This window comes from Caballeronia sp. LZ001 (assembly GCF_031450875.1).
GTDB lineage: Bacteria > Pseudomonadota > Gammaproteobacteria > Burkholderiales > Burkholderiaceae > Caballeronia.
Map to the genome: position 1 here is coordinate 112,659 of NZ_JARTVX010000004.1, position 18,296 is coordinate 130,954.

General features: G+C 59.7%; 22 protein-coding genes. 1 reads left to right on the top strand and 21 read right to left on the bottom strand.

Annotation, left to right across the window (positions count from 1 at the left end; translation table 11 throughout):
* The gene (gene istB, locus P9292_RS10740) at window positions 1-750 is read left to right on the top strand and encodes an IS21-like element IS408 family helper ATPase IstB (RefSeq protein ID WP_309854625.1); all 750 of its coding nucleotides are present in this window, start codon (window positions 1-3) and stop codon (window positions 748-750) included.
* Window positions 751-765: 15 nt separating this feature from the next.
* Here istB and P9292_RS10745 read toward each other — a convergent pair whose 3' ends face one another.
* The 21 genes from P9292_RS10745 to P9292_RS10845 form a co-directional block, all read right to left on the bottom strand.
* A complete protein-coding gene (locus P9292_RS10745) occupies window positions 766-1,272 on the bottom strand; it encodes a glycoside hydrolase family protein (protein ID WP_309958816.1) in 507 nt (168 codons plus the stop codon).
* Between the two features lie 71 nt (window positions 1,273-1,343).
* Window positions 1,344-1,544: a hypothetical protein gene (locus tag P9292_RS10750; RefSeq protein ID WP_309849283.1), complete on the bottom strand. Its 201-nt coding sequence runs from the start codon at window positions 1,542-1,544 to the stop codon at window positions 1,344-1,346.
* 36 nt (window positions 1,545-1,580) lie between these two features.
* A complete protein-coding gene (locus P9292_RS10755) occupies window positions 1,581-2,561 on the bottom strand; it encodes a pentapeptide repeat-containing protein (protein WP_309958817.1) in 981 nt (326 codons plus the stop codon).
* 5 nt (window positions 2,562-2,566) lie between these two features.
* The gene (locus P9292_RS10760) at window positions 2,567-3,097 is read right to left on the bottom strand and encodes a hypothetical protein (protein WP_309958818.1); all 531 of its coding nucleotides are present in this window, start codon (window positions 3,095-3,097) and stop codon (window positions 2,567-2,569) included.
* On the bottom strand, window positions 3,054-4,952 hold the full coding sequence (locus P9292_RS10765; protein ID WP_309958819.1) for a hypothetical protein: 1,899 nt from the start codon (window positions 4,950-4,952) through the stop codon (window positions 3,054-3,056). The genes P9292_RS10760 and P9292_RS10765 overlap by 44 nt, the downstream gene beginning before the upstream one ends.
* Window positions 4,940-5,704, bottom strand: a complete 765-nt coding sequence (locus tag P9292_RS10770) for a C40 family peptidase (protein WP_309851386.1) — start codon at window positions 5,702-5,704, stop codon at window positions 4,940-4,942. Before P9292_RS10770 ends, P9292_RS10765 begins: the two co-directional genes overlap by 13 nt.
* Window positions 5,705-5,707: 3 nt before the next feature.
* The gene (locus tag P9292_RS10775; protein ID WP_309958820.1) at window positions 5,708-6,406 is read right to left on the bottom strand and encodes a phage minor tail protein L; all 699 of its coding nucleotides are present in this window, start codon (window positions 6,404-6,406) and stop codon (window positions 5,708-5,710) included.
* Window positions 6,403-6,762: a phage tail protein gene (locus tag P9292_RS10780; protein WP_309958821.1), complete on the bottom strand. Its 360-nt coding sequence runs from the start codon at window positions 6,760-6,762 to the stop codon at window positions 6,403-6,405. The genes P9292_RS10775 and P9292_RS10780 overlap by 4 nt, the downstream gene beginning before the upstream one ends.
* Entirely contained in the window at window positions 6,759-9,518 is a 2,760-nt protein-coding gene (locus tag P9292_RS10785; protein ID WP_309958822.1) for a phage tail length tape measure family protein, read from the bottom strand. Before P9292_RS10785 ends, P9292_RS10780 begins: the two co-directional genes overlap by 4 nt.
* The gene (locus tag P9292_RS10790; RefSeq protein WP_309958823.1) at window positions 9,508-10,011 is read right to left on the bottom strand and encodes an HK97-gp10 family putative phage morphogenesis protein; all 504 of its coding nucleotides are present in this window, start codon (window positions 10,009-10,011) and stop codon (window positions 9,508-9,510) included. The genes P9292_RS10785 and P9292_RS10790 overlap by 11 nt, the downstream gene beginning before the upstream one ends.
* On the bottom strand, window positions 10,008-10,385 hold the full coding sequence (locus P9292_RS10795; RefSeq protein WP_309958824.1) for a hypothetical protein: 378 nt from the start codon (window positions 10,383-10,385) through the stop codon (window positions 10,008-10,010). The genes P9292_RS10790 and P9292_RS10795 overlap by 4 nt, the downstream gene beginning before the upstream one ends.
* Before the next feature lie 26 nt (window positions 10,386-10,411).
* Window positions 10,412-10,747 carry a hypothetical protein gene (locus P9292_RS10800; RefSeq protein ID WP_309958825.1) on the bottom strand — a complete coding sequence of 112 codons (336 nt, stop codon included), beginning with the start codon at window positions 10,745-10,747 and terminating at the stop codon, window positions 10,412-10,414.
* A 56-nt stretch (window positions 10,748-10,803) separates the two neighbouring features.
* Entirely contained in the window at window positions 10,804-11,334 is a 531-nt protein-coding gene (locus P9292_RS10805) for a phage tail tube protein (protein ID WP_309958826.1), read from the bottom strand.
* A gap of 65 nt (window positions 11,335-11,399) precedes the next feature.
* The gene (locus P9292_RS10810; protein WP_309958827.1) at window positions 11,400-11,753 is read right to left on the bottom strand and encodes a DUF3168 domain-containing protein; all 354 of its coding nucleotides are present in this window, start codon (window positions 11,751-11,753) and stop codon (window positions 11,400-11,402) included.
* Window positions 11,743-12,057 carry a phage head closure protein gene (locus tag P9292_RS10815; protein WP_309958828.1) on the bottom strand — a complete coding sequence of 105 codons (315 nt, stop codon included), beginning with the start codon at window positions 12,055-12,057 and terminating at the stop codon, window positions 11,743-11,745. The genes P9292_RS10810 and P9292_RS10815 overlap by 11 nt, the downstream gene beginning before the upstream one ends.
* Window positions 12,057-12,377 (bottom strand): head-tail connector protein, encoded by a 321-nt coding sequence (locus P9292_RS10820; RefSeq protein WP_309958829.1) that lies wholly within the window; start codon window positions 12,375-12,377, stop codon window positions 12,057-12,059. Before P9292_RS10820 ends, P9292_RS10815 begins: the two co-directional genes overlap by 1 nt.
* A 27-nt stretch (window positions 12,378-12,404) precedes the next feature.
* Window positions 12,405-13,700, bottom strand: coding sequence for a phage major capsid protein (locus P9292_RS10825; protein WP_309958830.1), 1,296 nt, complete (start codon window positions 13,698-13,700; stop codon window positions 12,405-12,407).
* A 1-nt stretch (window position 13,701) separates the two neighbouring features.
* Window positions 13,702-14,553 carry a head maturation protease, ClpP-related gene (locus P9292_RS10830; RefSeq protein ID WP_309958831.1) on the bottom strand — a complete coding sequence of 284 codons (852 nt, stop codon included), beginning with the start codon at window positions 14,551-14,553 and terminating at the stop codon, window positions 13,702-13,704.
* Window positions 14,531-15,715, bottom strand: coding sequence for a phage portal protein (locus tag P9292_RS10835; protein ID WP_309958832.1), 1,185 nt, complete (start codon window positions 15,713-15,715; stop codon window positions 14,531-14,533). The genes P9292_RS10830 and P9292_RS10835 overlap by 23 nt, the downstream gene beginning before the upstream one ends.
* A 155-nt stretch (window positions 15,716-15,870) precedes the next feature.
* On the bottom strand, window positions 15,871-17,331 hold the full coding sequence (locus P9292_RS10840; RefSeq protein ID WP_309963968.1) for a terminase TerL endonuclease subunit: 1,461 nt from the start codon (window positions 17,329-17,331) through the stop codon (window positions 15,871-15,873).
* Window positions 17,332-17,760: 429 nt separating this feature from the next.
* Entirely contained in the window at window positions 17,761-18,228 is a 468-nt protein-coding gene (locus tag P9292_RS10845; protein WP_309851536.1) for a hypothetical protein, read from the bottom strand.
* Window positions 18,229-18,296 lie beyond the last annotated feature (68 nt).

Here is an 18,296-nt window from a genome sequence, read left to right on the forward strand (position 1 = left end):
ATGTTGATACAGCACACCCTTACCCAACTAAAGGCGCTCAAACTGGACGGCATGGCCCGCGCGTTCGAGGAGCAGTCGACGCTCACGGCCAGCACCAGCCTGTCGTTCGAGGAGCGCGTGGGCATGCTCGTAGATCGGGAGCTCGCCTGGCGTGATACGCGGCGACTCGAACGTTTGCTGCGCGCGGCGAAGCTCAAGAACCCACAGGCCTGCGTCGAGGACATTGAATACCGGCAAAGTCGCGGGCTGGACCAGCGCATCGTCGCCACGCTCGCCGGCTGCGACTGGGTGCGCAATGCGCAGAACCTGATCCTGACCGGCCCCACGGGCGCGGGCAAGACTTGGCTCGCATGCGCGTTCGGCCAGCAAGCGTGCCGTCAGGGCTTCTCGGTGTTCTATGTGCGCGTCGCGCGGCTGTTCGAAGAACTGAAGATCGCGCACGGCGACGGCAGCTTCACACGTCGGCTCGCGCAACTCGCGAAGATCGATGTGCTGATCCTCGACGATTGGGGCCTGCAGGATCTCGACCAGGCCGCGCGCAACGATCTGCTCGAAGTTCTTGATGATCGTGTCGGTACACGTTCGGCTGTGATCACCAGCCAGTTGCCACTCGAGCACTGGCATGCGTGGCTGCAGGACCCCACGCTCGCCGATGCGATTCTCGACCGGCTCGTGCATCAGGCTCACAAGGTTCCGGTCAAGGGCGATTCGATGAGAAAGAAAACGAAATCCGAGTCCGCTGACGCCTGATCGTGATCACTGTCGCTATAATCCATTGACCGCGCAACACCACCTTCCAGACTGATCACGTTCACCGAAACGGCTGATCACCATCGCCGAAATCCGCAAGCTCACCCACTGCGCACGCCCGTCGTCCGATTCGTTCATCGCCCGGCAAGCGCCCCTCCAGTCATGCTCATTGAATCGTTTTGCGGTTGTGCTCTTGCAATAGGCTGTGCCGCCTATGCTGTAAGCAAAGCTCACCGCGGCGGCGAGCTGGTTTGAATGGTCCTTGAGGCCTGGGGTGCATCGAAGCACATCATCGGCATGGGTCATAAGTTGGCGGTTCAACGACTCCCAGCACTCGTCGGGACTGTACGACTGGCCGACAACGACGTCGTGCGTGTCGCCGCTGCATTTCGTCGCAGCGCCCACAGGATCGAGGTAACCGCGATGCACCACCCCTTCAAAGCGAGGCACGATGCAATACAGCGTGGTTGCAGCTAAGGTGCCGACTATGCCCGCAAGCGCTGCTTTTCCAAGGTTAGCCATGCAATGGTCTCCAGAAATAACAAAGCCCCGCCTGCCGATGGCAAACGGGGCTTTGTTCATATTTATGCGAATCAGGCGTGAGCCGACTCGCGTTCGCGCGCGCGTTGATCGCGCCGGTCTTTTCTCCAGGCGAACACAAAACTCGCGCCAATATAGGCAAGCGTCGCCACCGCGACCCACCAGTTGATGTCGTGACTGCTCAGCCACAACCAAAAGTTTCCGCCCGCCACGGGCACAGCCTTCGCCGCGCTGGCGCCCCACTCGTCTTTCATTGGATTTCCCGCTAAGAGATTTGTGAACGTTGATCGCTATCGCACAACGCCTTCCATGTGCGCACCGCGCAGATTCGTACCCGCCAGGTCCGCACCGCGAAGCTTCGCCTTTTCAAGACGCGCTCCATCCAGGTCCGCGCCGCTTAGGTCGGCTCCGCGCAAGTCAGCATCGGACAGATCCGCGCTGCGCAGACATGCTCCGCTCAGATTCGCACCTTTCAGCGACACATTTACAAGAACCGCGCCCCGCAAATCAGCGCCACGCAGGTCTGCACATGTGAGCTTTGCTCCAGTGAAGTCGACATCGCAAAGCGAAGCGTTCGCGAGCTTTACATCTGCGAGCGGCGCGCTACCTCGATGCTCACTGCCCAGGTCGGCGTGACTCAGATTCCTGTTCGCGGTTTGACTGAGGTCGTCAGCAAGATTGTCGCTCTGCGTGGTTAGAATCACCGCGCCCGTATGACGGTTTTTGATCTCAGTGCCACGCTTCCATGACGTGTCGCTGCGAATTGCGCCGTCGAGGTTCGCGCCCTCAAGCATCGCGCCGCTCAGGTTGCAATCGCGCAAATCAGCCCCTTTCAAGTCAGCTCCGTACAAGTTAGCGCCCATCAAATCCGCGCCACGCAATACAGCCCCAGCCATCTTGGCATTGACCAAATTAGCGCCGCACAGAACGGCACCGCTCAATTGCGCGCCAACGAGCACTGCCTCCTCTAGATCGGCACTGCGCATATCGGCTTGTTCAATCGTAGCTCGTTCCAGATTCGCCCCCACCAGATTTGCGTCGGCCAGGCGCGCTGCGCGCAACTGCGAATCTGATAGCGGAGCGCCACTAAATATTGTTGTTCTACCCAGGTCGATATGGCTGAGATCACGCTTTTTGGAAACAGCCTCGCGCAGCGAATCTCGGAATTTATCGTCGGTTTGCGTGAGGACCAGTTCGCCCGTTCGGCGATTCTTATAGTCGAAACCTTTGTTCCAAGGTAGAAGTCCCCACCTGGTCTCGTTCGCTTGCATCCGTGTCAATCCTTTTCGTATCGCATGCCAGGCCCGGCTTCACTCGGAAACCAGGCGCTTGAATGAGGGCTATTGAAGTCGCCAGATGGCGAGGGGATCGCATAGATCGCCCGGACCCAGCAATATCCTGAACGGCGCTCGGCTACCCGCATCCGTGCGGAGCCAATTTCGCCGTATAGGTTGCCCCTGGCGTCAGTGAACTTGTCCGTCTCACCTAGGCGAATCTCAGCACGCCATTGCAGTGTGTTCGTTGCGCCTTCGAGCTCGCAGTCGATCATCAACGCTCTACGATCACGGCCCAGGCGCAGGTCCTTGATTGAGACCAATCCATTGAGCGTCCGGCTCACCTCAGCCACCTCCGATAAGAGACCGTCCCACACCTCGGCCTGAACGCGCACTTTGTAGTTGCCGGGCTTTAAGTCGTGCACGACCCACTCGCACTTCGTGTTTGCAAGCCGCTCTTTCTTCATCTCGTGACCCGGCTCATGCCATTCAATCAAATACTGCTTGGCGCTGGCCACCGCGCCCCACGACATTGCTCGGGTTGTAGATGTATGTCGGGTCGCACGGCATGTCCGCCGACGTCAGCACACTGCCCGCGCACCAATAAGCAATCCCTCTAAATATGCTCGCAAGCTGTTGCAGCAAAGCGAAGGCGTGCGTGCGTGATGTGACATAGCAGTTGCACGTGAAGCGCGGTTCCGGGTCGCCATCGCTATTGGGCACGCGCTCATCGCAATATTTTGCGATGGCATACAACGCGTACCGGTCTACGTACGACTCGTTCACCCAGGCCCCGGCGCCGTACCGCCGATTGAGCAGAACATCCCTAAAAATCCATGCCGGATTGTTGGTCCACGCTCGCTTAAACTTCCCGGTCCACGTGCCCTCGTACGTACGCTCGAGCGGATCGTAGTTATCCGGCACCTCGACCAGTAAGCCCTTCACGTCGTACGAGCGAACAGGTACCCGGTCAAATTTCTCCGAGCTGATTTGCATCGCCACCAGCGCGCTGCCGGGGTATCTGAACTTTCCGGTGCGGCGCTTGGTGTAGCTAAGCACGTGCGCTGTGCCATGCTTTTTACCTGCATTCTCACCCTGGTCAATGACGTCTGTCCGGGAGATTTTCAAGACGAATCGCGCCCCCGCAGCCAAATGCACGGGAAAGGTAAAGGTCTTGCAATAAACCTGACAGACGCCGGTGATTTTCCAGGACTCGGTCTTCGGCGGAGGCTTGTCCTTCAACCCGGTGATTTCCCAGGACTCGGTCTTCGGCGGAAGCTCGTCCTTCGACAGTGTTCTATAGGATGGTTCGAACTGCAGCTCGACCGTCGCGTTGGTGTGCCCCTTGTTCGAATCCCACCACAGATTGCTCACTTGGACAGTAACATCCACCTCACTCACGTCCGGCTCGGAGACCTCGATCGAACAAGGCGTGAAATGCGTCACCTTGATCTTCCCGCCGCTCTCCTCTTTGTCAACCAGACGACGCTGCAGCTCGTGACCGACTTGCACCTCACTTGAGGCCGCCGTCACCCAGTCAATGGCGTCTTGCTGAATCCCTCGCTTACGGGTCTCAAACTGCTCAACCTGGAAATTACGGCTTCCATCATTGTTTTCGACCGGCACGCCGTCCAAATAAACCGAGCGAAGCTTAACTTGATCTGCTTCTGCTAAACCGGAAATTTCCCCCTCGGAGATCAGATCGACCGTGGTGCAACACAGGCGGCTCTTAATGGGCGTCTTGAATTGTTCAGCCAAACTGCCGCTCGCTTGTGATAGAGAGTTTTTCTCAGCCTCCTCTTGCTCGGCGCTCGCATGCGCTTCGACGGCTAGCATGCTGGCGCTGATCACGGTCGAACCCACGCGCATACGGCCATAGAGCAACGGTACGGGCCCGCCCTGAGCGACCACATTTTGGATACCTGGCATCCCATGCTGGTTTGCCGTAGGCGGTGTAGGCGTTTGTGGCGAGAGCATTTGCGCGATTCCGCCAAGCGCCAACGATCCTCCCATGAGCATCATGTCGATGCCGAACTTGTTGCCTGGAATCAGCCACATCGACGCAGCGCCTGCCGCGGCAAGCGCCACGCCCGCAATCGTCTGGAAGATTCCGCCCGCCTTACTTCCTGCAAGCACCGGTGCGATGCGAATCGGCTCGCCGCCCGAGGGCCAGCCAAGCTGCGTCTCTGTCACGTTGCGCTGTCCGACGAATACTGCATAGCGCACGCCTTGTTCCCCGCTCTTGTAGAGCTCGCGCCAGAAGCCCGGAATCATGGCACCAAGGGCACCGATCGCTTCGCGAGGAGAACGCACGACATAGGCGTGGTTGCGACCGAACTTGCCCCCCAGACTCCCATAGAGCCTGATTGGGCGCACTACATCTTCCAATTGAGCGTCTCCCGATGACGCAGCACATGCGTCACGTGTTTGCGGTAACGGGGCAGCGGCTCGCGTCGCGAGAGCTGACCCCACAGGTGATGCAGTATCTCGTCGTTCCCAAGATAGACCGCGGCGTGGTTGGGCACGCCGTATCGGCTCGCAATTGCCATAAGTAAGACGTCGCCCGTATGCAAGCTTGCACTGAGCTCTATGTTCGCGAAGCCCGCCGCTTCGTAGTTGTCCAGGTACAGCGAGCGGGCGGGATCGATCCACCACTTCCCGGAGCGTTCGAAGTCCGGCAGATCCAGCCCGAGTGCTGCGCGGTAATAACGTCGCACGACGCCATAACAATCATGTGTGCCGTGTACGAAGCGCGCACCGAGGAGCGGCGCGGTGGCAGTCGCTTGAGCGATTGCTTGCGCCGTAAATTGGTGAAGGCGGCCTGCCTGAGCGGCGCCGCCCTCGCCGCGTTCAACGCTTTGGATGAGCCACACCGGAGCGCCTGACGTCCCACATGCAAACAGGTCATCAAGGCTTGGCAGAGCACTCGCATCAGGATGCGAATGAACGATGGCCTGCACGGACCCCACATCTTCTGCGCAAGCATAGTCGGCCGCTGAAATGGAAAAGTGCTCGGATGGGTGATGAGAAGCGTTGGCGCACGGCAGGTAAGCGCCGTTCACGATTAGCCCGCACGATTCGTTCGGATAACACGCGAGCGCGTGCTTCTGAATCGCCGCACGCGTCCGATCGGCAAGCATCACTTATCCGCCGCGCGTGAGCGTGCCATCCGCGCCTGCCGCCGGAAAGCCACCAAAAGGCAGCGGCACGTCCTTGAAGCGCTTTCGGCAGCACGACAATCGCCCACCGCACCTATCCTCTTCCGGATTGTCCGTCTTAATGTTGTTGCGCGTGAAGTAATCCGTTCCGCGATAACCGCATTCAGCACCGCGGTACTCCCATTGACACACCGCACTGATAATCTGGCGTGCAGGCAGTTTGCGCCCCGACAGATCCAAGGGTGAACTCAAAGAGAATTCGACCACCGCCGCCGTTTCAAGCGTCTTTTGCTCAATTAGCCACACCTCGACGGGCATCTCGGCATGCGGGTCGGCTTGCGCGCTATCGTCAAGATACTGCGCAAGCGTTCTGCGCCGTCGCACCGGCGCGCCCACAAGATCGGCAAATCGCTCACATAGTCTGGAAATCGCGCCGTCGAGATTGGCGACGCTCAGCGTAGGCGTGGGTTGTGCGGCGTCCCCCGTTCGTCCGAAGCCCATAATCTGCACGGGAAATGCGTGGTACTCCTGTCCTTGCCATTTGATCACGCCGCCGTTCTGATGCGCGTGAAACCGCAGAACTTCACCGCCTCGGCTTGTCAGATCGAGCTCGAATAAATTGATCAGCGCACCCGGCTCCAGTCGCTGCACATCCGCACGTGCCGCATTGATCACTTCACTCATGCGTCAAAGACCTCCTTGAATGTCACACTCAATGCGTAAAGATCGCCGCCGAGCGCGCGCGTTTGCACGCCCTGCTGAGCGTCGAGTCGGAACAGACCGCGCGTGCGTAATGGCGGTGTCCAGTAAAAGGCTTCGGTACCGCGCGTGGCATCAAGAAACGCGCGGATTGCGCCGATTTCTTGCCCATCACCAACAAACCGTAACGGCCACGACTCGGTAACGTTGCGCGCGCCGTCCGCCACGACCTGGCTATAGCCGTCGCCAAACTGCACCGCACGCACTCGAAAGTGCGTGGTTCCCTCCGCATCAACAGAAGGTGACCAGGTAAAGGTGCGATGCGTAGCTGATATGCTCACGCAAGCAACCCCTGCGACATCAAATAACCGACTCCGCCCTGCCCGCCCATCTTGCGGGCGATTCTCTGATCCACAAATGCGCGCACCATCTCCTGCAACTCACGTGCGTCCTGTTCGCCCAAGCCCGCACCTGCGTGATGGTGGACCTCCAGATGAACTTGCGCGCCCGCTGATCGTGGGGCCGCTGCAGCCGTTGCGCCCACGACGCCGCTGGAAGCGAAATGCGTAGCGTGGTTCGAATTGATCGCGTCAAGCAGCGCATGATGCTGGCGAGCCGAAGCGGCGTTCACCACGTACTCGCCGTTGGACAACATCGCAGGAATGCTGTCGCTCGTGCCCGTGCCTGGCCCGGAAATGGATCCGCCCTGCGCGTGATGGGGCAGCAGCTTCAGAAGCTGCGCAATCACCCCCGTGGTCGGTGAGCGATCCATGAGACTTGCAATCACGCCCCCCATTGCCTGGTGCAATGCAAGCTTCGAGAGATCGGCGAGCGCGCTGGCGACAAACTCTCTCACACCGAGCTTGCCCGTCGTCACGAACTTCGCCACCGCGTCTTCCATCCGGCTCATGACATTGACCATCGCCTGTCTCGCGGTCTCAGCCCTGTCGAGCGTGTCTTTATAAAAATCAGCGACGCCATTGCCTAAGCCCGCCGCCCAATCGTCACGCAGGCGCTTGAGCGTCGCAAAGTGTTCGGTGTGCATCGCGGTGGAAAGATCAAGATTTGCCTTGATTTGCTCAACTGCTTTGCGATACGCGTCACTGCCGAGCAACTCGGCGGGTGTCGTCTGCTTGAGCGCATCGAGCGCATGCTGATAATGGCGCACAATCTCGGTCATATCCGCCCGCGCTTGCCGACGCAAAGGATCGACCTGGCCGCCGCCCGCGCGCTCATCGAGCACGCGTGCATAGCGCTCCTTTTGGCCCTGCTGATATTCAATCAAATTCGCGTGCGTCCGATCTGCGCGCTGCGCGAGCTTCGCCTGTGCCTCCCGCAGCGTGTTTGCCTTCTCCAGCGCCACGTTGTGCTCAAGCGCAAACCGGATTTGCTTCTCCGAATGAAGCAGGCTCCTATCGTCAGCGCTCGCAACATGCTGCTTGGCAGCAGCCACCCTCTCGTTGAACTGCGCGAGTTCCTTCTGCGCGTTCGTGAGTTTGTCCGTTGTATGCGATTGCGCATCGAGCACAGCGCCCTGCTCTCGGATACGCTCCAGATACTGTGCCGCGGCATCGACTTGAGACGCATGCAGTTTTCGGTCGTGCGGCCGGTAACGGTCTTCATTATGCGCAAGCATTTTTTGGCGCTCTGCATCGAGCGCCTTGAGCTCTTCGCGAGTCTTGCCCGCTGCCTGGCCCGCTCTTTTCAGCGTATCGAAATACGCGTTGGTCTCCTTGTTCGCGTCGGCAAGCTGCTCCTGCCGCGAGCGCGCCGATTTCATGTACTCGGCATGATGATCCATCATCGCCTTGAACGTCTCAACGCTCTTTTGATGCGGATCGTTTTTTTCACTCGCGTTAAGCAATGTCTGCTGCAACTGCTCAAGCGCTTTGATCTTCTTGTCGAACGCCTCCGTGTTCATCCCGCCGGGATTTAACTCGGGATCGAGCAGCGCCGAGCGCGCCGCTGCCAGCTCGTCCTGCGCCTTTTGCAAAGCGTCGCCTTTGCCCGTCATGGCTCGCCAGAAACGGTCCCACTTCTGGCCGAGCGTTTCATAGCTTTGCGCCATCTCGCGGTTGTCGGACGCCACTGCCTGGCGTGCCCTCGCGCTTGCCGCCTGCACGAACGCCGCCCAAGCTCCTGCCTTGTCACCCGACAACTCAAGGATGCGAATATGGTCGATCTGCGCTTGTCCAAGATCGTGATGGTCCTCGCGCCACTTGCGCGCAGCGTCCGCTGCATGACCGTACGATTGCAGAAACTGGCGGGCGACCTCCTCGACCGCCTGGCCCGAAACTTTTGCGTAGGCCGCAACGCTCTCACCCGCGTGCTGCATATCCGCTCCGGCCACATGCCCCGAACTGGCCAGCGCCATCAGCGCATCGCGCGCCTCGCTGACCGAGACGCCCACGCGACGAGAGATAATGTCGGAATACGCCTGCAACTTGCCCTGCGTGAGCGCTGCATAGTTGCCCGTGAGCAGCATTGCGCGATCAAGCTTTTCCTGCTGCTCGGTCAACGAATGAATCGCGTGATAGGCAGCATAGCCGCTTGCGCCCAGCGCGCCGAGCGCTACGCCCGCCGGCCCACACAACATCGGCAACACATCGATGCGCTCGGCCAGCACCATGAGCGAGCCCATGAAGTTTTTCCAGCTGCCTTGCATCGCCTCGTGACCCAACACAAACAATTCGCGCCGGGCGGCCACCGACCCCGCTCCGAGATGATGCATGGCACGCGAGGCAGCTTCCGCCTTCGCAATCAACGGCTCCGCGGACTCGGCAATGCCGAGATTTGCCGCTCTCAAGCGCATCAGATCAAAGCGCGTCTTGCCCGCCGTGTCAGCAACCTTCTCAAACCCTTTCACCGCAGCGCTTACCTGCCGTGCCGTCGCGGCACTGCCGGACCTCGCCGCTTCCTCAAGCGCGCGGGCCGTGATGGCGCTGCTTGCCGCCATTTGCTGCTGAGACGCCTCATACTTGCTCGCGCTCGCTTGCTGATGCTCCACGAACCCGTTCGCGGCTCGCTTGGTGCGCTCCATGCCCGCTTCGAAACCACTCGCATCGACACTGACACGCGTGACCACTTCATTTGTCACAGCCGGCCTCCCTTAGCTTCCGCTCGACCACTTCAGCTATTTTCCGAGCTGCTTCAGACTTCTTGGCATCGAAGGCAGGGCGAATAAAGGGTTGCGCAGGCGTGCGCGAACTGCCGAACTCGATCTCTCGAATCGCGCGCGCAAGCGTGCGCTCCGTGAGCTTTACCGCGTTGCGCTTGCCCAGTTCGACAAAGCGCCCGTAAAAGGCATCCTTGCTCCAGGTGATGAGGTAGGAGGCATACTTGCCCGGCACCGACTCTTCCCTATCATAGGCAATCAGCATATGGTCCCGCAGGAAACCGGGGGCATGCGGCTGAGCTCGACGCATCCCCTCTCGGTCACCCACGGGCGCACGCCGTTTGATCTCGTCATGAATGACGCGAGCGCCGGCGACCGCCGCCTGGCGAAGCGTGCTTTCGCTCACCGCCTCGTCAAGCGAGCGCAACATCCCCGTCAACGATTCGAGATTCTCGATACGATAGTCTCGGCTCATCGCCCAATGACCTCGCCCTTACGCACAATCACCTGTTTCGCCCCAGAGCGCTTGATCTCCTCGAGATCGATGCCGAAGGCACAGATCGCGATTTCGTCGGCACTTCGATTGCACTCGCCATCACGCTCGGATGCTGAACGAGCCAGGTTGCACCAACCGGACCATGGCGTGAAATCCGCCGCACGCAGCGCGGGCGCATCCTTGCCGCGATGCATGTTGTATAAGAGGCTCATCAGCGTGCCTACCCGCAAATCTTCGATGTGCTCGCCCCACGGCTCGTGCTCGAACAACGCTACCCAGTCCGCGAACTCGGCGCTAGACACTTCGAGCTTGGCGCGCCGCACCGACATGCCCAGCTTCATGGCGATGCGCATCCACATCAGTTTCTGCGGGTCGGCCCTTAGTTTTTTAAGGCTTGCTCCTGCGCGCGCTGACCCAGCGCATTCAGGCGCATCGCAATCTGCGCGAGTTCCTCGAGCAACGGCGCACGACCGGCGCGCATGACCGCCACATCATCCTGGCTGAACACCGGCTCGTCGTTCTCGTTCACGACCGTCGCCGCAATCAGGGCTGCTTCGAAACCACTATTGCCCCCGCCATTCTTCGCGCTGTCGTAGAGTGCATCGCGCGCCGCCCCTGAGAGCTCTCGAAAGCGCACCGTTTCGCCATCGAGCGCCTGCACCGGCTCTTCCACAACAAGCGGTGCAAACGCCGCTAGAAACTGTTCCTTGTTCATCACCTTTGCATCCTGCATTTTAAATTTAGGGACCGGTCCACAGCATCGGGCTTGGATTACGTCGTTGGCTTCGCCTTATCGTCGCTACTCGTGCTCGGCTTCACAGTAATGTCACCGGTAATCTCGAGATTGATCGAGCCCGTTACATATTGATCGATCTTGGCAGAAATCGGGAAGTCCTTGACATACGCCTTGAACTCGATCGTACTCCCATCCGAGAGCGTGAGCTTGAATTGGAGCAAGGTGCCTTTCTGCTTGGCGGTGAGCAGCGCCATGTGAGACTCTTCCTTCAAATTGATGTACAGGGAGATCGTCACCTGTCCCCAGTCCTGCAAGCCTGGGCGCTTCTCCTTGCCCGTGCTGTCCAGACGCGTGACATCGGCCATGTTCGCCGAACCATTGAAGCCTGTTATGTCGCTCAGATTGGTGACCTGTTTCCAGTCCGCATCCGCCACCTCGCCGCCAACTGCTGTCTTGGGATCGCTGCTGGCCTTCGTCGCGTAATACAGACGAGTGTCCTGCGCTTTTACAGCGCTCGTGCTTTCCTGTTTTTCTACGTCCGCCTGTAACGTTCTCATTTCGGTCATCTCAACTGCTCCTTCATAAAACATACAACCTCGACTTGAGGTAGCCAAGAGGTTTGCACAGCTCGCTACCACTCACTCCAAACGCTCACTTCAACGCGGCTACCGAATAGCCGCGTGCCATGCTCGAATATGTTCGTCGGCGCGCCTAGCGGCACAGCCCCTACCTCAGGGCGAGTCACCGCGCGCATGACTTGTTGCATCAGCGAGGAGCGACCCTCCGGCGTTGTATGCCATACCGCGATCTGCATGCGCGTGAGAAATTCGTCGAATGGCGTGCCGCTCAGGTCCAAGGAAATTTCGCCGCCCGCCACCTGATACACGATCCAGGGCGGAGGCACGCCTTGCTTGGCGACGTCAGCAAACACGTGGCCGTGCGCCAGGTTAGCCAAAGCATCGCGAACAATGTCTTCAGCGCTCATCACTCACGCAAATGAGGATGACGTGTCGGCGCCGACGCAAATCGGGCCGCACCGCCTCCACCCGCATCCCTTGCCCATCCACCACCACGCGCATGCCTGCACGAATGTCCCGTCGATAGCGAATGCGCACACTCGCCCGGACCTCGCTGATGAGTGCATCGGAGGCGATCACCGTCCGGCCACTATCCATGAACACGTCAGCCCATACGGTGTCCACGAGCACCCATTGGATGCCATCGGCATGCGGACTTTGCGTGTCTTGCTGCTCGATGCGCACGCGCCGATTGAAGCTGCCGATGCTCACTACAGCCCCGGCCGGCGACGATGAGCCGCCAACAGCTTGCGAACACTCAGCGGCACCTCGGAAAGCGAGCCTTGCGCACTGTTTTCGCGGTTCGAATAAAGATCGGCGGCCACTTTGAGTATGGCCATGCGAACCGCTGGATTGATGACCATCGGCTGAGTGCCCGCCTCGTTCTTGGCAAGCGCCTCCTTAAGCTCGGCTTCTGTGGCGAACACCTGCCGGTTCAGGTAATCCGCCACATACTGAATCGCCCCTTCCACGAGCACCTCAATCACGCCATCTTCCACGCCTGGATCGACCCGCAGGTAGTCGAGCGCCACCTGCAAATCCACAAGCGCCACGATGAATTAGACCTCGCTCTTCTTCGAGGCTGCACCGTCGATCTTGAGCGCACGCATCGGTTCGGGATTGAGCAAGCCGCCGCCAACACGCTTAGTCGTGTAAAACATCACATACGGCTTGGTCGTGTAGGGATCGCGCAATAAGCGAGTGCTGATGCGATCGATGATGAGGTACGACTGCTTGAAATCGCCAAACAGGATCGGCGTCGCAGCGACCGCAACGTCCGGCATGTCGGGCATTTCCGTCACCGGATAACCTGCCAGGGTCGGGGGCTGACCAACGACGAACGACGGTTGCCACAAATAATTGCCCTGCCCATCTTTGAGCTTACGCACCGCGCGCTGCGTGTTGCGATTCATTGCAAAGCGCGCGTTGCCGGTGAAGGCCGATGGCAGATCGTAGATAAGATCGATGATTGCGTCTGACGAGATTGCGCCCGCTGTGCCCGAGCTTACGATACCGATCTCGCCGAATGGGTGTTTTTTTTCAGCCACACCGCCCTTTACGTATCGCAGAATGCCGCAGGGTTTGTTCGCGCCGTCGCCGTTGACGAACGCTTGACCCTCTTGCTTGGCAAATTCGGTCTGCACTTCATCAGCGAGCCAGGTTTGGAGGTCGATCTCGCTGTCGTCAAGAATTTGTTGGGTGGCCGCCGGGTTGGCATAGATCTCGCCCGAACCAAACGTCAATGGCTTGAATTGCGCGGTGCCGGTCTGCTTGCGCTCCTCCGTTTCGCCCACCCAGCCGCTTGCGGTGCCCCCCATGTTGAACAGCTTCGAGAAACCCGCCTTCGAGACCGATTGCACACGACATATCTGCCGCATCGGTGAGATCAGCACCAGCTTGTCCGTAATCGTGCGGTCCCACTCGACTGGCGTCAAATAGCCACCCTGCTCATCGGCGCCTTTATTGAGCGCCGCATTCACGTCGCCACGCTTCACATGCGCATTAAACGCTTCCGTGTATTGCGCGTCGCGAAGCTGCTTGCCGCCCGCATTCATCTGTGTGGCCGCAATCTTGATGTTCGCATCGTCGATGGCCTTCTGTAGCTCCTCGACGTGGGCGTCGATCTTCGTCACCTTGGCTGCGATGTCGCTTGCGGGCAAACCCGCTTTCACGATCTCAAGCTGCTTCGTATGCTCGGCCTTGAAGTCGTGAAATGCCTTTTGCAGCGTCTCGACCAACGCCTTGACCTCGGGCATTGCGCTGTCAGCGCGCACAAACATTAGGCCGCGCGGCACGAAAACGGCGCGCGGACTCAACGCCGCGGCGAGCGCAGCAATGAAGCTAGACGTATTCATATTAGCCTTCGATAGTGTTAAGAAGATTGCGCAGCGAAGCTGCAACGGCATCGCCAGCGCCTGGCGTGGCGGGATAACCGGCAGCGCCCGGCTTGCCGTCGCGGCCGTCGTATAAAGCCTTGATCGCCTCGCGGCGTTGCGCACGCGTATATCCCGCGCGCGCCATGGATGCTTCGATGAGCGCAAGCGCCTTTCGGCTCGCGCTCATCTGCGTGCTCCTAGATTGCTGCGCCTGCTCGAGTCTGCCCGTGGCAAAGCCATCGGCGAGCGCCTGGCTCGCACCAATCCATGTCTCCTTGTCCATCAACGCCGCAGCCTCGGATTCGGTCATGCCCGTGCGCTGCGCGTAAAGTTTTGCCATCGCCCCATCAAATGGCTCAAGCACAGCGGCGGCATTGATCATGTCGTGACGATTGCCCACCGCCACCCCCCACGCGTTGTGGATCATGAGAAACGCACCATCACCCATGCGAATTTCGTCGCCCGCCATCGCAATCACTGACGCCGCGGACGCGGCCAACCCCATCACGTTGACGACCACCTTCGCCTTGTGCTCGCGCAGCAGGTTATAGATCGCTACGCCCTCGAAGAAGTCACCGCCCGGCGAATTGATATTGACCGTCACATCGCGCGCCCCGATATTACGAAGCGCGCTACTGATTCGCTTGGCCGTCGCGCCGCTACCTTCCCAGTTCTCACCAATCGCATCGTAGATCGAAATCGTTGCCGCATCGTCGCCCGTCGCCGCGCGAATCTCAGGCTCCCAGCGCTCCAGCGCATCCGGACGCAGTTCGAACTGGGCGGCAGCAAGCCGTCCATCCGCTCGAATCTCAGGCAGGCTGAGTAGACTCATCGCCCCTTCCTTTACGTTTCTGTGTCATGGGATTACGCAACAGATCGGCCTGCGCATCGCGAGACTTCGGCAGGTTCGACAGATCGCGCACTTCGTTCTGCGACATCCACGGCGCGTGGCCGCCCGCGCCAAGCGCCTTGGCAAAAAAATTCGCCTGGTCGTTGAGCGTGCCGCGCAGCAGCGCACCCTCATTGAATTTGAACTGCATTTCGTCAAGTGCCTCCTCAGGCAATAACACGCGCGCAGCGGCCTGCTCCCACGCCGTGAACCAGTGCGACAGCGCGTATTGCACAAAGAAGATGGCCAATTGCTCGATCCCGCTGCCCCAGCTCGTGTCATCCATCATCAACAGCGGCCGCGGCACGCCATACATGCGCGCTACCTCTTCGATCTGGTGATTACGGTTCTCGACCTGCTGCGCGTCGGACGCCGTGTTAGCGAACTTCACCGGCTCCGCACCTTCCTCGGCAATCAGCCATCGGCCCGCGCTTTCCGGGCCACCGAACGCATCGAGCTGCTCGCGCATGCGAGCATAGGTCTGCTCGGACAGACCCTCCTTGAACTTAAGCGCCCCTCCTGCCATGACACCTGTGCGGAATGTGCGCGATGCGGCGCGCTGCGCGGCCGAGGCCAGCTCCAAGACCTCGCTCGCAAGCGTCACCCGAGACAGCCCATTGACCCCGTCAAGCGACAAGTCACGCAAATGGAATACGTCGCGCGCGCCCAAGGTAATGCTCTTGCCCGAGGCGCTCGTGCAGTCATATTCCATCTCCCACGTATCTGTCTGACGAGGCTTGGTCGAGCCTCGTGGCATCGGCACGAGCCGCACCGGCCGATCACGCGACCATATAACGCGCGCAAAGCCCTGACCGTCCAACAGCGTATGCAGCTGAAGCAGGCTTTTGAACTCGTATGGCGTTTGCCAATCGTTGGGCTTGTACTTCAAGAGCCGGTGCGCCGGGTGGTCTCGCTGCACCTGTTTGCGATCATCGCTGCCAATCAGATTCAAAGGCAGCGTTCCGATCGCCTCGGAAATCAGTGTCACGCATCGCAGCACCGCCATATTGCGCAAGCTGCACGATCTGCCCCACATGCCGCCACCCGACTGACCCTCGCGGATATAGTCCAGCAGACGAGGATCGTTGAGCCCGTCGAACGTCACGCCTGCCGCGCTCAGTCCCACCGAGGCATGGGCGCGGGACAGCGTAGGTTCAACGTGCGCAGTCGCCTCACGATGTTCGACCAGACCCAGTGCGTGCGGCAAGCGCGCCGATGCATCGCCGCGCCGAAAGATGTTGAGCAATCCCAATGCGTTCCTCAGATAAACAACAATCCACGCGTTTCATACACCGAGCGACGCGCCGCGGCGGGATTGAGCGCCATCAACGTCACGGCGTTAAATAGCGCCATCAACGGATCGATTTTGCCCGTCCCACTGGCCTGTTTCGTGATGTTCACCGCATTGCCAACCGGGACCACGCGTGCGTTCCCAACGCACCACGCCATCAGCGGCTGACCACCGTGAATCAGCACACCATCGGGCGCGCCTTCATCGTCGGCGCTGTGACCGCTGCCCGCAGTCGCGAGACGACGCTCGGCCGTCTTGATCGCGCCTGAGAGCTTCCAGCCTTGCGAGATTCCAACTACCTTGTCTTCTGGTATGCCCACTTCGGCCAACGCATCGAGCACGCTGCCGATGCCCGCCGGGTCTGCTCCCACCTTATCGAGCAGACCCGCCTGAAAGATCGTCGAAACGATCTCCGCGACATCGCGCACGTCATCGCCAATCTGCGCCACCATCGTTAAGTCGCCATCATCTTCGAAATCGCGCAATCGCGGCGCAATCTCCTTTCGACGATCGAGCACAGACGGATGCGCCCATGCGTGCGTCCAGGCAAGCCAGTTACGCGTGTCTTTCTCGCGACCCACTACCGCGAGACCGAGCAAATCGTCCAGACCACCGCCATCGATTCCCACGTCGATTACCTCTGAACGAGCCATCAGCGCCTCAAGCGTAAGACCCGATGCAAGTGCCGCCGCCTCCCAGAATTCCGCGCCCGCCCAGCGATCTGAGCGCAATGCAAGGCCGATCTCTACGTTGGCGTGCTTCGCGAGGAACCCCCGGAATGACTCTTCGCCCTCTTCGCGCGCCTTGCGGAACTCGCGCTCTAAAAACGCCTGATCAACAGAGAATCCGAAGTTCGGATTGACCATCGCCAAGTTTTCGACCTTTAGGTGTTCCTTCGAGCGCACCATTTCCGGTGGATGCTCATAAATGACCGGCACGAACTGCTTGTCGATAATCTTGCCGTCGCGAACGTCGCGCGCATACTGCAACTTCTTGGCGAACACACCTGCGGGCGGCTCGTTCGACTGCGTGGTCAGGTAGATAACGAAGCCTTCAGGGCGAGCCGCGAGACCGCCGATGGCCTCGCGCAGCATGTCCTCTGCGTTCGCCATCTTCCCGAACAGCCATAGCTCGTCAACAAGCGTGCCGACCGACTTCTTGCCCGATACCGTATTGGCATCAGCCGCCACAACCTTGAGCGTCGCGCCCGTTATGCGGTGCGTGATTGTCTTCACGTGCACCTGAACCTGAAAGATCGGCTCGAGCTCGGGTTCGTGCTTGACCATGTCACGCGATGGCGCGAAGCTGTTGTTCGCGACTTCAATGGTGGGCGCGAGAATGGCGAATTCCGCCGACTGGCGCTGATTGACCAGCATCGCGGTCATCATGATGCCCGCCGCAAGCGTCGACTTACTGTTCTTCTTGGAAATGCGAAATGTCCCCGCTGTCGCTTATTGGGCAAGGTTCTCATTGGCAAGGATACCGCTGATACCCCGTTAGTTACCCCCTCGATAAAGGCAGTGGTGAGGGCTCGTGTCCTGAGCGATACTGAAGACTGCATTCCTTCCAAGCTCGGCTGCCGACTCGACAAATGTTGTTCGGCATGCGGGAGACGAGGCAAACCATAATGCGGCAAGAAACCTATCGACAATGGACGGTGAAAGCGGCTTGTTCAGACACTGGCAAACCCTACAGTGCAAGCGTTTATTTAGAGGCTGCACCGGTCACTCCTCAGTCACCGAAACGGCGTTTTCGATTTGTCCAAGTCGTATTGCGCGACTCGTGTGTGGAAGCGGAAATGGCTGGGATTTTATGGGGACGCGATTGGGTCGATACGCATGACAACGAGCACTGATTTCTCAAGAAGCGTGTGACCCCTCAGAATTGCTCACTACGAAAGTTTCGTTGTTGTCCGCCGACGTGAAGTGCTCATGTATCCGGCGGATCGTGGCGCTATGGGACTGAGCGCGCCTCGCGAAGGCTCGTGCGCGGTTATAAACCGTGCCACGCGAGCACTGAAGCTGATGCGCGATCACTTTGATGTTGGCGCGATACCAGTACACGCCGAGGAAGCACTCCGCGTCACCCGCGAAATCGGGTCGTTCGCAAAGCGCGTGAATCGCCATGTTCAGGTAAGGCATTTCGGCGTCAAGGAACGCGTCGGGTTCATCGGTGCGCGTGCGCCGTGACGGCCGAAGCCGAGCGAGCACGTTCGACTTCACCGGCGGCACGAAGATGCGGCGCGTTCGGCACCATTCCACCCAACGATTGATGAGATCGTCCACCGCGTGGCGGTCATGCTGCGTCAGGTCACGATGTTTTTTCATTTGGCTACCCCGTAGGGACAACGGGCGAGGACAGTCCCGTTCTCGTTGACAAGGGGTCCTCGATCCCG

What these genes read in the sequence shown, in the direction of transcription:
- istB (WP_309854625.1), top strand. Translation starts at nt 1, where the DNA reads ATGTTGATACAGCACACCCTTACCCAACTAAAGGCGCTCAAACTGGAC.
- P9292_RS10745 (WP_309958816.1), bottom strand. Translation starts at nt 1,272, where the DNA reads ATGGCTAACCTTGGAAAAGCAGCGCTTGCGGGCATAGTCGGCACCTTA.
- P9292_RS10750 (WP_309849283.1), bottom strand. Translation starts at nt 1,544, where the DNA reads ATGAAAGACGAGTGGGGCGCCAGCGCGGCGAAGGCTGTGCCCGTGGCG.
- P9292_RS10755 (WP_309958817.1), bottom strand. Translation starts at nt 2,561, where the DNA reads ATGCAAGCGAACGAGACCAGGTGGGGACTTCTACCTTGGAACAAAGGT.
- P9292_RS10760 (WP_309958818.1), bottom strand. Translation starts at nt 3,097, where the DNA reads ATGTCGTGGGGCGCGGTGGCCAGCGCCAAGCAGTATTTGATTGAATGG.
- P9292_RS10770 (WP_309851386.1), bottom strand. Translation starts at nt 5,704, where the DNA reads ATGCTTGCCGATCGGACGCGTGCGGCGATTCAGAAGCACGCGCTCGCG.
- P9292_RS10775 (WP_309958820.1), bottom strand. Translation starts at nt 6,406, where the DNA reads ATGAGTGAAGTGATCAATGCGGCACGTGCGGATGTGCAGCGACTGGAG.
- P9292_RS10790 (WP_309958823.1), bottom strand. Translation starts at nt 10,011, where the DNA reads ATGAGCCGAGACTATCGTATCGAGAATCTCGAATCGTTGACGGGGATG.
- P9292_RS10795 (WP_309958824.1), bottom strand. Translation starts at nt 10,385, where the DNA reads ATGCGCATCGCCATGAAGCTGGGCATGTCGGTGCGGCGCGCCAAGCTC.
- P9292_RS10800 (WP_309958825.1), bottom strand. Translation starts at nt 10,747, where the DNA reads ATGAACAAGGAACAGTTTCTAGCGGCGTTTGCACCGCTTGTTGTGGAA.
- P9292_RS10805 (WP_309958826.1), bottom strand. Translation starts at nt 11,334, where the DNA reads ATGACCGAAATGAGAACGTTACAGGCGGACGTAGAAAAACAGGAAAGC.
- P9292_RS10810 (WP_309958827.1), bottom strand. Translation starts at nt 11,753, where the DNA reads ATGAGCGCTGAAGACATTGTTCGCGATGCTTTGGCTAACCTGGCGCAC.
- P9292_RS10825 (WP_309958830.1), bottom strand. Translation starts at nt 13,700, where the DNA reads ATGAATACGTCTAGCTTCATTGCTGCGCTCGCCGCGGCGTTGAGTCCG.
- P9292_RS10830 (WP_309958831.1), bottom strand. Translation starts at nt 14,553, where the DNA reads ATGAGTCTACTCAGCCTGCCTGAGATTCGAGCGGATGGACGGCTTGCT.
- P9292_RS10845 (WP_309851536.1), bottom strand. Translation starts at nt 18,228, where the DNA reads ATGAAAAAACATCGTGACCTGACGCAGCATGACCGCCACGCGGTGGAC.